Source organism: Pseudomonas lundensis (assembly GCF_001042985.1).
Lineage (GTDB): Bacteria > Pseudomonadota > Gammaproteobacteria > Pseudomonadales > Pseudomonadaceae > Aquipseudomonas > Aquipseudomonas lundensis.
The window spans coordinates 24120-37464 of the sequence record NZ_JYKY01000036.1 but is presented as its reverse complement, the minus strand read 5'-3'; the positions used below and the strand labels follow the sequence as shown (position 1 = coordinate 37464).

Below are 13345 nucleotides of genomic sequence, written 5' to 3'. Positions count from 1 at the left end.
GTTGATGCGTCTTGAATCGGCCCACTGCTGCTAAGCTTATCCACAATTGCTGGGACAGAAATCAGCAATCCGTCCTGGGTCAATTTTCAATCGGCAGGGTGGGTCAGTTTTCAATCAGCGCCAACAGCCGTGCTGCGGGTTTCGTCGTTTCAGGCTTCTGAATTGTCGGAGATCGACGGCAAGTCTGGCAGCATGCTTTCGAACGTTTCTTGAACTGGCGGGGCCAGACCATCACCAGCTGGCAACTGCAAATCACCTGGTGCCATGACCGGTGCTTTCAACAGTTTGCCGCTGCCCAGGTCACTTTGATCTTCGGACGACACAAGCACACGCGCATTGAACCGTGCGAAGCGGATATTTTCGCGGCTATCCGCCCAAGCGATCCTGCTGTTCACCACGTAGGCCAGCGCTCCGCCTCGATCACTCCCCAGCCGGATTGTCTGAATCCAAGCCTGCTCGATCAGTACCGACAACGCTCGCTTTGTCGTTGCTGTAGAAGTTTCCATCAGCTTGGCCAAAGTAGCTTGGCTGGCAATCAGGGCACCGCTCTTATCCATGTTGGCCACGAGTATGTGCAGCAGCTGGGCCGCACGTGGAGCGTGCGCAATCAGTTGCGCCCATGCTTCGTGTCCAGCACGCTCTGTCTGAACCCAAGTCCCGCGTGGCGCGGGTTGGTGTAGATTGCGGATTTCCTCAGACATCGACCCTCCTGTCAGATCGTCCAAAAGTGATGTTTGCTATCTCTCAAACTTGTCAGATAGCGAGCAAGAATGAGCGAAGGGTAGCTCACGCTGTGCTCTATTGGTAGATCAAATTTGTTCGCTATCTGACAGACTTGTCGGATATCGCGCAAAAAATGAGCTAGGGGTAGCTCATGTTGTGAGCTACGGGTAGCTCAAGGATGTTTGCTATCGAACACCGATGAGCGAGGGGTAGCTCATAACGTGAGCTAGGTTAGATCACGGTCTATGAGCGAGGTTGGTTCACAGATGATGACCGAAGGTTCGCTCATAGGCTGAGCTATCTACTGCTCTGGAGGCCCCGTAAATCAAGGGGTCAGAAGTCCTGCCTCTTATGATCTCTAACTGTCGTCCTCTGCCACGCTGTTAACCTTGGGGTTGATAAGTCAAAGTCGCCTGCCGGCGGCGGCCACTCGTAAGCGCCTGACAGACTACGGCTTCGCCTCCGCTAGTCAGTCACTTCCGACCGGCTCAATTAACTGAGCTGTTGAACCTGGTCACGGATTTTGAGAACGGTCGTGGTTGAACAACCAGCGTGACGGGCAGTTGCTCTAATCCCCAAATTTGCAGCAAGCAGTTCACGTACACGCTTGTGCAGATCGGAATCAATGGGGCGGCCCTTATACGCCCCGGAGCTTTTGGCTTTGGCGATTCCCTGGGCTTGCCGTTCGCGGCGTTGTTGATAGTCCTTACGAGCAATAGCCGCCATCATTTCGATCATCATGTTATTGATTGCTCCAAGCATGCGACTGGTGAACTCGTCGCCTTGGGTGACTCTTAACGCCAGGTGACTGGTGGGCAGATCCAGCGCGACGATGCGAAGTCCTTTTGAGTCGATGGTCGTTTTGAGCATCCGCCAATCAGAATCTTCCATCCGTGACAGCCGGTCGATGCTTTCAACCAGGAGCACGTCGCCTTTGCGCGCATCCTTGAGCAAGCGAAGAAGTTCTGGCCTGTTCGCTTCGGTGCCGCTGGCATTTTCTGTGTATGTACTGGCAACAACCTGGCCATGGTCAGCTGCAAATTGTTCCAACGCGTCATTGGCTCGGTTAGCGTCCTGCTCGATGGTCGATGCTCGCAGGTAAGAACGGATGAACATGACGGGCTCTACTCCTTCGTATCATTTTGAGTGTTCATTTAAGAGTGTATCAAATTGAACGTATCACTAATCTAAGTAAAGCCCTGCCCGGTTTGCCTCTGACTGTCTCAATTCATGTATGCCCTAAAGAAACAGTCCCACAGTCAATGCTCAAGCTTCTGTGCTGCCATCCCCGATAGCGGTTTCAGCAGTTTTGAGATTGCTCGATAGTCGCTTTACCGAATCATGCGTCCTTGTCCTTCTTTGTTGTGGATTTACTCTGCCAATACCTCAATCGCTCCGTGTCGGCCTCTTTGACGAAACGATTGATCATTTCCTCGGGGGCGCAGATCTGCGCATAGCTCCAGCCTTCGGGAGCCTGGAGTAGATAGGCTGAGTAGATTTTGTCCCTTATGGCTAAAGCGCGCTGTTTCGTCAGTCCGTGAGCATTGGCCACTGCTACAAGCTTTTTGCCCTCAACGAGGATTTCAAAAGCCACGTCAAGGCTGCGGCTATGCATCTTTGAGTTACTGCGGATACGCTCGAAGTCTTCGGGTGGTATTCGTAGATCCTGGTCAGTGAGGCGGGTAGTCATTCTGCAGGCTTCCACTGGTCGGCGATTTGTTGCCGTGCTTTCTCCAGTTCCTCAGAGAGATACACCTTTTCAGACTTCAAGGTATTTACCTGCTCAGTCAGGAGGGCAACCTGTTCTTTCAACAAATCGAGTTCTGTCGCTTTGCCTGGTGTCTTGGGTTTGGCTTTGCCCCCGCCTATCCTGAGCGCCTTGGTTGTTTTGAGTTCCGTGCGTACTTCGTTGCGAACGTTCAGGTCAGGATCAGCTTCGGCACGCTGTACCACATTGGCGGCTGCAGCGGGGTCGAGACGTTCAAGGCGCGCTAGGTCGTTTACCACTGATACGTCAGCGGTTATTCCGTTCTGTACTGCTGTGCTGGTAGCTCCCCCGGCTTCGATGGCATCCAGATAGGACAAGCGTTCAGCCACCCAACTGATGCTCTTTTTCCATTCGGCAGCAACTGCCTGCAGGGTGCCTAATTCTTCCTTGTCGGCTTTCAGGGACAGGGCTATTTCGATTTGCAGAAGTCCTTCGCGTTGGACATTCTCAGAACGTTGAATCCGTTTGGCCTGGGCGTCTGTGAGGTCGCGCACTACTGCTTCAAGCAAAAGGCCTTTGAGTGCGCAAGACCGCAACCGTCGCTCACCCGCGACCATTAGGTATTTGAACCCGCTTCCAGGGTTTGGGTGGGGCCGTAGGACGGCAGCCTCTGCCTGTCCGTTCTGTTCAATGTCGTCGCCCAGTTCAATCAGAGATTCTTGTGTGAAGCCTGGGTTGTCCTTGCCTCGGATTTGCGGCTTGCACTCAACCTCGTCGGGGTTGACCTTGATGATGCGTTCACCTTCCAGAACTGCCGTTTTTTGCTTCTGAAAGTCAGAAAGCTTTTTGACTGCACCCCCGAATGCGTTGGGTTTCTTCGTTGTCATGACATGGCCCTCATTCAGCCCAAACTTTATCGAGAACGGCCTTACAAGCCCGTTTCATTTCCCGGCCCGCTTCACGCTGACTGCCGCTGCGGGCCTTCCACCAGACCGGATTACCAGCGGCCAGCGATTTGTTGATACAAGGCCGGTAGATGATCTGCTCCGCGAACATGGCATCACCGTAGCTCTCGCGAAGTCCGGGGAGGGCGTCTATTTCCTCGGGCGAACGGCTGTTCACCAAGTTCGGCAAATAGCCCAAAAAGCGCAGATCAGGGTTGTACCTGTCTTGCACAGTTTCGATGGTGTTCATCAATTTTGGGAGTCGAGCAAGGGTAAAGGCGCTGATATTGAACGGGGCCACCACGGCATGGGAGGCCGTCAGGGCCGCAACCATGCGACGTTGCAAGTTCGGTGGGGTGTCGATCATGCAGAGATCAAAATCGTCAGAAAATCGTTCCAGTGCAGGCCGTAGAGCGTGGATTACGTCTAGATCCATATCGTCCACGTCGAGCAGTGCTACGTCAGCTTCGATCAACCAGATGTTGGGACCGACCTGGCGTGGCTGACGCCCTTCATGCTCGCCATTGAACAACTGGCTGGACATTAGATAAGGCGTATTATCGCCATCCTCTGTTTGGGGAAAAAACTGCGATAGGTCGCCTTCATCAAGGTCTACGACCAGGACACGCTTACCATCCTCTGCCGCGCATGCTGCCAGGTGAATCTCTAGGGTGGTCTTCCCTACGCCGCCCTTTTGATTCGCTACAGTTGTGATCTTCATCATGATCTCCGACTTGTCCGATAGTGGACCGTGATTCAAGTTTGCATATGGTAAACCCTTTGGTCAACCCAAAAATAGGGTTTACTTTGTATTTTTCTCGCATGCGATAAATACACGACACCGCGTCGCGTTCTCGCACGCGAGAATTCATTTCACGGCTGCTCGACTTCGCGACCTTTGCCCCTCCTCACGTCGAACATTCGTTCAACTCAGCTCAATACCGGTCATCAGCTTTTTTTCAAATAGTTGAGAAAAATCCCATCCCCGCTGTCACACCCGCGTGGAAGGCTATGCCCTCTTGCCTTACCTCATACACGACATGAAGCCGCCAGGCCTCAATGGATAGATCGTGAAACGCCTTATGTCTCAATCACTTATCGCTACCCATCAGTACGCAGGTTTATTCCTGGGGCATTCGTTCGTCCCCATCCTTTTCGGAATCCAAAAAACGCAACATGAAATGTTGATTTCATAAAATGAAAAGAATATATTGAGTAACGAAATGCATAAAACGTTAAACAAAACGCTAAAGAGGAAGAAAATGCGAGGTGGGATCTAGAAGAAAAATGTCAGGGGCTACAGTATCCCCTCTGTTTTTAGCGCTGAGCTATTCAGAGGACATGATGCAATCCCTAGATAAAAAAGACCTGGTGGTTTTCACCAACGCCCAACCGGATTACCGAGTTCATCTACAAGAGCGGTACTTGGATAATGTTCGGAAGTGGGAACTCATCATCGAAAGTCCGTCAACAGGGCAAGTGTTTTCGGTTGTTACAGCGTTAGGGAAGACCAGACTTTTTAAAAATGCCGATACTGCTATCGACTTTATAAAAGAGACCTGTCCTAACAATCCGCACAAAGCAATAACCATAACGTACGGGGATTCCCCGTCATGACTATGAAGAGGCAACGGTATGCAACTCGAAACAGGAAAATCGAATTTCCGTAAGTCAGAAACCATTAACAAACAATCCTGGGTAACCAAGCTTCAACAAAGCAACACGGTAACAACCCTTCGCAATATCGTCACCCCGAAACACGGAATGAACCATGCGGCCCTGATGCGCAAAGACTGGACTGCCAAGGCAGAAAAGATCGTCGTCATCGGGTCGCTGTTCTCCCTGAGCCTTCTCCCTGAATTTGCCAACGCGGCGATGGACTTCAGTTCGGTCAAGAACCTGCTGAAAGACATTGTTAGCTTCCTCATCTTCGATATCGGTTACTACCTGGGCATCCTGGCCATTGTGGTGCAGGGCTTCCGGGCTAAGTCGGGCCGTGTCGAGTGGTCCACCTTCGGTTGGACTGTCGCCGGTGTGTTCCTGGTGTTCTTCGCACCGAACATCGTCGCCGAGATCAAATCCGGCGCTGCAACCTCACTGCAATGAGTGCGGTCGAGCACGCACCCGATGAGGGTGAGGTGCTTGTCTTAGCGATGGCTCGACCATCTATGGTCGGCGCCTTCACGCTATCGAGCATTCTTATCAGCATCTTTGGACCGCTAATAACAGCATTGGTAATTCGCTCGTTATGGCCGGTTGGGGCAATACCACTTCTGTTTGGAATTTCGTATTACATTTGCAGCAAAGACGTTTATTTATTTGGTGTCTTGCAATCTGCATTTCGTTTACGGGCCTCTCGGAATAGGAACTTGTGGGGGTATCGGAGTTATGCGCCTCGTTGATAAAGCGCTTAGGAAATTGACGCGCAATCTTGACTTGTCGCTAGGCGTTCAACAGCCAGCAGGATCCGAAGAGGATCTGCTGGAGTTGGAAGTCAGCGCAATGGTGCCGTATGACTATCACTACGATGATCAGACGGTAATGACCAAGGAAAGCGCGTTAGTCCAAGTTATCAAAATTGATGGCTTGCTCTTTGATTCGCTGACCGAAGAACAGGTTAAACAGTTTGAAGTTCGCCGTAACACGCTGCTACGTACCGTCGCATTCAGTAACTTGGGCCTGTACGTGCATACCATCCGCCGTAAGGTCTTTGATTTCCCTGAAGGCGAGGGCGGCACCTGGTTCTCCAAGCAACTCAACGCTGCTTGGCGTGGCCGTTATCAACACAAAGGGTTCTACGTCAACGAGATCTATATCTCGCTGGTACGCAACCGTTTCCGGTCTGGTGTACCAGGGCTGATGGATCGAGGCATTGCGCTGATTACAGGGACCAGCCCGACTAAGCAGGATGCTGAATCCTATGACGACATGGCTGAGGATCTGTACAAGGCTGCGAATCTGCTGCTGGGTGGACTGTCCGAGTACGGTGCGACTCGCCTGAAAGTGCAGCGGCACCCTAAAACCGATTCAAAGATGATCGACCGTGACCGGGCTTATGACGCGGTGCGTCGTTTCCGTTGGAGCTGGGCGGATTTCAAAGAGCACAACGGCGATCACCAGCAATACCCTTCTGAGGTCGTGTATGACTTCCTGGGAGAGGAATTCTCCGAACTCAGTACGTTCTTCAACTACCTGATCAACCTTGAGGATCGCAAGATCCCCCTGAGCGATCAGAAGCTCTGCGAAATGTTGCCATACGCTCGCCTTAACTTTCGTGTGTTGGCAACCATGTGCGAAGTACGTGGCAGCACCAGTTCGCGTATCGGCGCGATGTTGAGCATGGCTGAATGGCCGCGCAGAACTCCATCGCGGATGATGAACAAGTTCCTGCAGCAGCCGGTGGAATACATCATCACGCAATCGTTCTTCTTCTCTAACCGAATCGAAGCTGAATCGGCGATGACGCAAGAACAACGGCGCCTGACTGTCTCGGACACTCACGGCATCGCCGACGATGACAGCAAGGAACTGACTGAGGGGATTCGGGCGTTGCGCCGTGGTGATGCTGTCAACGGTCTGCACCACCTGACCATCTTTGTGCATGTGCCGTCGTTGCCTATGGACTCGGAAGCGAACCGTAAGCAGAACGCTAGCGAACTCGATAAAGCCGTGGGCCTGGTGGAAAACTGCTTTGTTGACCTGAACGTCAAATCGGTACGCGAGTGGATGGGCCTGGAAACCTTCTACTGGTCGCAGCTGCCAGGCCAAGCACAGAACCTGATTGGTCGTCGCGGCAAGATCAAATCGACCAACTTCGCGGGGTTTGCTTCGTTGCACAACTTCGCCAAGGGGCGTCGGGATGGCAACTTGTGGGGGCCAGCCATTACCGCTTTTGAAACTGAGAGCGGGACTTCCTACAACTTCAACTTCCATCGCGAACTGGAAGGGATGGTTGCAGGGCACACGGCAATTGCCGCTGATACGGGTTCGGGTAAGACCACCGTTATTTCTCTGATGGTCAGTGAGGCCGACAAAGCCGAGCCACGAGTATTCTGGTTCGATAACCGCTACGGCGCAAAGGTGTTCATGAAAGCTATGGGCGGTGTGCATACCACGCTTTCCCCTCATAGCGGCATGAACTGGAACCCCTTCAAGCTGCCCGATACGGCTGAAAACCGTGCGTTTCTGGTGGATCTGCAAGTGCTGATGCGTCAGTGCTACGCATCAACCCCTACGTCTGCTGATGACATCAAGCGTTTCAAGGCTCTGGTGGACGAAAACTACAGCCTGCCGTTCGAGGATCGCCGGTTCCGCAATGTCGTGTGGACGTATGGCCAGGGCGAGCTGGCCGATGTTATGGCCATCTGGCACGGCGCCAAGGGTGTCACTGGCGCGAATGCCGGTGTCTTCGACAACGTGAATGACTCCATCGACCTGAGCACGTCGCGGCACTACTGCTTTGAAATGATGGAACTGCTCAAGGGCGGTGAGGCGCGGCCAGAACTTCCGGTCGTGTTGAGCTACCCACTGCATCGCATCGAGCAAGCAATGGATGGCACGCCTTTCATCCTGGTACTGGAGGAAGGGCAAAACCTGGTGAAGAACGAGTATTGGAAGAAGCGAATCGACAACTTCATCATGCAGATCCGTCGCAAAAACGGCCTGATTATCTTTGTCACGCCTGATGCCAAGTATTTCCGCAGTGAAACCGACTCAATCGACAAACAGAGTGCCACCAAGATCTATCTGTCGAACGACGCGGCCACTGATGAAGATCATCAAAACCTGACCGTCGCTGAACGTAAGTGGATCCGCGAAATCGGCCAGGGCTCTCGCAAGTTCCTTATCCGTCGCGGCAAAGAGTCGATCAAGGTTGTATTCGATCTGACCTCAGAGGATCCGAAGGCCGATCTGTCCGACTTCATCCCCGTGCTGTCCTCGAACGATGTTGGTGTGGCTCTGATGGAGTCGATTATCAAGCGCCTGGGCACTGACGATCCAGAGCAATGGGTTCCGGTCTTCATGGCCGAAGCCAAAGCCAAAAACACTCACAACTTGAAGGCGGTCAAATGATGACGACTATCAAAAAGCTGTGCCTCGCTACGGCGGTGGTTATGGCTATCAGCGGCCAAGCACACGCAACGGGTGTTCCAACTGGTGACGCTGGCACCTGGGCTGCGTTGGCCCAGCAATACCTCGTGTTGAAAGATCAATTTGACACGTTGAAACAGTCCTACGAGACGCAAAGCCGAACCCTGGACAGCCTCAAAGGCTCGTACGGTCGCGGCGCTATCGGTCTGAATGACGCGATCAACTCGGCCTCGGTCGTGCCAGGTTCATGGCAGGAAGTCGTTTCCCGTCAAAGCTCGGGCGCTTATGGCAGCAAGCAGTCGTATTACGAACAACTGATCAACACGTTGCCGCAGGAACTGTTCAACAACCCGCAGGGCCAACGGGCTCAGAATTATCAGCTCAGTTCTGACTCTGTTCGCGCTGCAATGTCTGGTGGTGACGCGCTGTACAGCGAGGTGCAAGTCCACCTGAACAACTTGGCCACGCTCTCGGCGCAAGTCGATCACACCGCCAATGCCAAAGACGCCGCAGACCTGCAAAACCGTATTGCCGCTGAAAACGGCATGTTGTCCTCGGCTCAATCGAAGCTGTCAGCGTTGAACATGAACCTGCAAGCGAACTTGAACAACGCTGAGAACCAGGCTACGTCGGACAACGAAAAATTCTTCAAGTGGAAAGATCAGTAATTCTCGCGTGCGAGAAAAGGAGTAACCGCATGAAAGCAATCGTCTTCATCTTCAAAGGCGTCACCCTCCCGATCTGGCTCCCGCTGTGGGTGGTGTTCAAGCTCTGGAAAGTGGTGCTGCTGGCCGTGGTGGTCAGTGCGGCCTCGGGCTGTGTCACCAACACCGGCAAGATTGATAAGTCGCCTTGCGCTTGCCAGTTCACCCCGTTTGTCACAGCAGACCAGGAGCGCAGCAATGCTTAAATTCAAACTACATCACGTCCTTTCGGTAGTCGTTGCCGTGGTCGTTGTCGGTAGCGTGGTTTACATCAATACCGCTTCGTACTTCTCGACGGAACCTGCTGAACCAGGCAATCCAACAGCACCGATCAGCGTCGGGAAAAACCCTCTGTTGAGCGCATCAAAACGCGACGTTGGCAACTGGTTCCCCGGCACTTGCTTTGCTGAGATCTACATGAAGTCGTCGTCGTACGGCGGTTCGCTGGTTCAAGGCTGCATCGAACAGACTTCCAGGGAGATCAAGGCACAAACCGGTGTGCAGTTGAGTGCCAGTGACTTCCGCGACCCCGAAGTGCTCTCCCACTTCCAGGGTGTGTACGGAGCATCGAACCCATGGCGCAGCTGACCCTTGAGGGCTTAATCGGTGCCACTGACGAATTGACTACCAGCTTCGTCGCCCAGGTGTTTCCTGACTTGGCGGAACTGGTTTCCCCAGCCGTGTACCTGATTGCCGTTGCTTACTGGGCAGTGCTCGGGTTCACGATCTACAACGGCCAAGCCATCAAGTATTGGGATCTGGCGCAAAGGATGTTCCTCACTGCCATGGTGTTCCTGACGCTGAATTGGTCTACGGGAGGGCTTGTGTTCTACCAGGCATGGGGCGGTTTCACAGAATCCATTGCCGCGAAAATCATGAGCGGGGGTGTCAATTCGACGTCGATGCTCGACGCCTTGTATGTGAATGTCGGGAAAGTAGCCAGCGTTCTGATGAACGTCAGTTGGCGGCAGTTTGCAATGATCATGATGGGCTACGGCTTATTCGTTATTAACTGCATTCTGTTCGTGGTCGCGATCTTGAACATGCTGATTGCTAAGTTTGGTGCAGCTATCAGCATGTCGATTCTGCCGATCTTGGTCGCGTTTTTCTTCTTTCCACAAACACGGGGTTGGGGAATGAATTGGCTAAGCAAGATGTTGAACTTCTCGCTTATCTACATTCTGTCCATCGCCATTATCCGATTCGGCTATTCTGTCTTCGGAGACGCCATTAACGAAGTTGCGCAAACCGCTACTATCAGTGACGCAGCCCTAATGACGGCTCAACAGTACGGCACATTATTGATCGTGGAAGGAGTCTTGATTATCTGCATGTTGCAAGTTCGCGGTTGGGCCGCTGCGTTGTCCTCTGGTGCAACTGTAGGGGGGTCGTCGCTGGTGATGATGGCTGTTAGAACTTTGGGAGTGAAAATGTAATGGACAAGACATTCAAGAATGATGAGGCCGTGCGCCGCAATTCATTGCGAGAGCAGCAGAAGGTCAAACAGGAACGCAATCGCTCCCTGTTCCTCAATGGTGCTCAGGCGATTTCCATTGTTGCTTTGGCTTGTGCGGTCTATGTCCTGTCGGATCTGCACACTGTAATTCCCGTGGTAGCCACCATCGGCGCAGACGGTGAAGTCCTGAAAATGCGCGTCATTGACAAGGAAAATGTGTCGGCAGAACAAGCCTTGATCGAGTCAGACCTGTACGCCTTCGTGAATGCGTGCAACACCTTTGATCCACGCAGAAGGCAGTCACTTTCTGACACCTGCCACCTGTACACAACGCCGGAGGTTGCGCGCCAGTACGAGCAGGAAATCAATCCAGATAATCCAAGAAACCCCTACGCATTGCTGGGTGAAAAGGAGTGGATTGAAGCCGAGGCGTACAGCATCAATAAAGTAGGTGACATTTATCAAATTTCATTCACGTCAAACTTTCATCAAGCAGGGAAAGCTGATCCCGTACCAACGAACTACACAGCGAATCTGAAAATAGCGAACACACTTGTACCGCGTCAGCTCGGTGATCGCTGGGTTAACCCGCTCGGTACTGTGATTACTCTTTATCGAAAAAGTGAAGAACTGAGCCGCCGGTAATTCACTCAATTCAAGGAAACTAAAATCATGAAGCAACATTGCATTTTGCCGACCGCTATCGCCCTGAGTTTGTGTTTTTTTGGTGGTTTTGCACACGCCGCTAAGTTGCCAACCCCGCTCTTGACCGATAAACGGGTTAAACAAGTTACTTATGACCCGAACCAAGTCTACGAACTGGTGGGCACTTATAACTATCAAACATCCCTCGAATTTGAAGCGGATGAAATGGTGAAAGTGGTTGCCTTGGGCGACACCATCGCCTGGCAAACCATCCCGTTCCGCAATCGTCTGTTCCTCAAGCCGGTCGAGGAAAACGCGGACACCAACCTGACCGTGATCACCAGCAAGCGTACTTACTATTTCCAGCTGGGTAGCTCCAAGAAAAACACCGGCCAGTCGTACCTGATTCGCTTCATTTACCCAAGCAGCCGCGTGTCCTCTTTCACTGAGGTCAAGAGCCATGAGCCCCCGCCTGTGGTCAGCACCGGCACGCCAGGCTCCCCGAACATCAACTACGGCTATGCAGGTGACAAGGACTCCATTGGTTTGCAGTCGGTCATGGATGATGGCCAGTTCACCAAGTTCCTGCTCAAGAAAGGGGCTGACATGCCGCAGTTCTACCGCGTGTTGCCCGATGGAACTGAGGCCATGGTCAACAAACGCCGTGAGGGTGATTACGTGGTCGTAGAGCGCCTGGACAGTATGTTTGTCCTGCGTGACGGCAACGCCCATGTCTGCGTGGAGAACCTGGCCAACCCATATAAGCGCACCGTTACTCGAGGCGCTCGTGATGGCGGAGGGGCTTAAGCATGAACAATGACGACAACAAACCCGTTCCGGAGAAAACTCGCGAGGACGAACTTCGTGAGTGGAACGAATCACAGTCGAACTCGATGCTCAAAGCGAAGCCCGGCTCAAACAAGGCTGCCGGTGTCGCTGTGGCGCTCACGGCGGTTGCGCTTTGTGGGTTTGTCTACTGGTTAAAACACAGTGATGAACCTGTAGCCGGGAACAGCGTTGGTAATGACGCGATCACCGCCGCACAGCCGCGCCGTGTGCAGGATCCAACCCTCAAGCGTCAAGCGGCGCAGGTCGCTCCTGTCAGCAATGACGGCAGCACTGCACCCGCTGACACGCCGCGCACTGTGGTAGACCGTCAAAATCAAACTGGTATGAGCGAAGCCGAGAAGCGTCGCCAGGCCATTGAGCTGCAGCGTGAGCTTGAAGAACAGAAGATGCAGGCCGCACGTCAACGCTCGGCCATCATCGCCACTGCGAAAGACGAGGGCTTCACGGATGAAGCTGAGGGTCAGAAGGGTGGGTCTGGATCCTTGGGCGTGGGGAGCGATAGAAACGCTCCTGTCCCGTCAAATGCCAATAGCGCTTACGCATCCTCGACGTTCACCGATGGGGTTACGGTATCCAAGGTACGCAAGATGGAAAACCTGGAGTACAAGGTTCTGCAGGGCGCTGTTATCGAGGCTGTGTTGCAGCCCCGCGCCCAAAGTCAGTTGCCGGGGCAGATCTGCGTAGACATTCAGCAGGACGTTTACGCGGCTGTCGGTCGTCGGGTTCTGATTCCGTGGGGCTCGACGGTTTGCGGCAGCTACAACGCCAGTCTTCGCCCTGGTCAAGAACGGTTGTTCACCATCTGGAATTGGTTACGTACGCCGAACCTGCCTGGACGCCCAGCAATGGAGATCGCGATCAATAGCGCGGGCTCTGACCAGTTGGGCACCGCTGGTCAAGGTGGCGTAGTCGATAACCATTGGGGGCAAATCTTCGGTGTTGCTGCAGCGGTTTCGATCATCGGCGCCGGTGCCTCGAATACCGGAGTGTCGTCCGGCGATCAGGAAAACTCGGCGTCACGCTATCGCACGGAAGTACAGGAAGCCGCGTCTGAGTCGGCCCAAACGATCCTGGGTCGCTACGCCAGTATCCAACCAACTTTGACCGTGCCCCATGGCTCGCGTGTGGTGATCTACCTGCAGCGCGATTTGGATTTCACCTCGCAATTCGAGGCCGAGATCGAGCACGCCAAGAGTGGCGGCGTCACCTTCATCCAGTGAGGAAG

General features: G+C 53.3%; 15 protein-coding genes. 10 read left to right on the top strand and 5 right to left on the bottom strand.

The annotated features are described in order from the left end of the window. Window positions 1-149 precede the first annotated feature (149 nt). The 5 genes from TU74_RS20950 to TU74_RS20930 form a co-directional block, all read right to left on the bottom strand. Window positions 150-701, bottom strand: a complete 552-nt coding sequence (locus TU74_RS20950; protein WP_032901689.1) for a helix-turn-helix domain-containing protein — start codon at window positions 699-701, stop codon at window positions 150-152. Window positions 702-1215: 514 nt separating this feature from the next. Further along, entirely contained in the window at window positions 1216-1839 is a 624-nt protein-coding gene (locus TU74_RS20945; protein WP_048377566.1) for a recombinase family protein, read from the bottom strand. A gap of 223 nt (window positions 1840-2062) precedes the next feature. Further along, window positions 2063-2413: a TrfB-related DNA-binding protein gene (locus TU74_RS20940; RefSeq protein WP_048377565.1), complete on the bottom strand. Its 351-nt coding sequence runs from the start codon at window positions 2411-2413 to the stop codon at window positions 2063-2065. Beyond that, a complete protein-coding gene (locus TU74_RS20935; RefSeq protein WP_048377564.1) occupies window positions 2410-3318 on the bottom strand; it encodes a ParB/RepB/Spo0J family partition protein in 909 nt (302 codons plus the stop codon). Before TU74_RS20935 ends, TU74_RS20940 begins: the two co-directional genes overlap by 4 nt. A 10-nt stretch (window positions 3319-3328) precedes the next feature. After that, entirely contained in the window at window positions 3329-4096 is a 768-nt protein-coding gene (locus TU74_RS20930; protein WP_048377563.1) for a ParA family protein, read from the bottom strand. A gap of 914 nt (window positions 4097-5010) precedes the next feature. Between TU74_RS20930 and TU74_RS23205 the strand changes: the two genes are divergently transcribed. Genes TU74_RS23205 through TU74_RS20880 form a run of 10 tightly spaced genes read left to right on the top strand, consistent with a single transcriptional unit; the run spans window position 5011 to window position 13340 of the window. Next, window positions 5011-5481 carry a TrbC/VirB2 family protein gene (locus tag TU74_RS23205; protein WP_053070065.1) on the top strand — a complete coding sequence of 157 codons (471 nt, stop codon included), beginning with the start codon at window positions 5011-5013 and terminating at the stop codon, window positions 5479-5481. Beyond that, window positions 5478-5777: a VirB3 family type IV secretion system protein gene (locus TU74_RS25130; RefSeq protein ID WP_082149917.1), complete on the top strand. Its 300-nt coding sequence runs from the start codon at window positions 5478-5480 to the stop codon at window positions 5775-5777. The genes TU74_RS23205 and TU74_RS25130 overlap by 4 nt, the downstream gene beginning before the upstream one ends. Further along, window positions 5764-8448, top strand: a complete 2685-nt coding sequence (locus TU74_RS20915) for a VirB4 family type IV secretion/conjugal transfer ATPase (protein ID WP_233086234.1) — start codon at window positions 5764-5766, stop codon at window positions 8446-8448. Before TU74_RS25130 ends, TU74_RS20915 begins: the two co-directional genes overlap by 14 nt. Then, window positions 8448-9134, top strand: coding sequence for a TrbJ/VirB5 family protein (locus TU74_RS20910; RefSeq protein ID WP_082149916.1), 687 nt, complete (start codon window positions 8448-8450; stop codon window positions 9132-9134). The genes TU74_RS20915 and TU74_RS20910 overlap by 1 nt, the downstream gene beginning before the upstream one ends. Window positions 9135-9163: 29 nt before the next feature. Further along, window positions 9164-9376: a hypothetical protein gene (locus tag TU74_RS20905; RefSeq protein ID WP_048377561.1), complete on the top strand. Its 213-nt coding sequence runs from the start codon at window positions 9164-9166 to the stop codon at window positions 9374-9376. Beyond that, entirely contained in the window at window positions 9369-9758 is a 390-nt protein-coding gene (locus TU74_RS20900) for a hypothetical protein (RefSeq protein WP_048377560.1), read from the top strand. Before TU74_RS20905 ends, TU74_RS20900 begins: the two co-directional genes overlap by 8 nt. Beyond that, a complete protein-coding gene (locus tag TU74_RS20895) occupies window positions 9746-10606 on the top strand; it encodes a TrbL/VirB6 family protein (RefSeq protein WP_048377559.1) in 861 nt (286 codons plus the stop codon). Before TU74_RS20900 ends, TU74_RS20895 begins: the two co-directional genes overlap by 13 nt. Then, entirely contained in the window at window positions 10606-11271 is a 666-nt protein-coding gene (locus TU74_RS20890; protein ID WP_048377558.1) for a VirB8 family type IV secretion system protein, read from the top strand. Before TU74_RS20895 ends, TU74_RS20890 begins: the two co-directional genes overlap by 1 nt. Window positions 11272-11298: 27 nt before the next feature. Next, a complete protein-coding gene (locus TU74_RS20885) occupies window positions 11299-12078 on the top strand; it encodes a TrbG/VirB9 family P-type conjugative transfer protein (RefSeq protein ID WP_053070063.1) in 780 nt (259 codons plus the stop codon). A 2-nt stretch (window positions 12079-12080) separates the two neighbouring features. Then, a complete protein-coding gene (locus TU74_RS20880) occupies window positions 12081-13340 on the top strand; it encodes a TrbI/VirB10 family protein (protein WP_048377557.1) in 1260 nt (419 codons plus the stop codon). Window positions 13341-13345 lie beyond the last annotated feature (5 nt).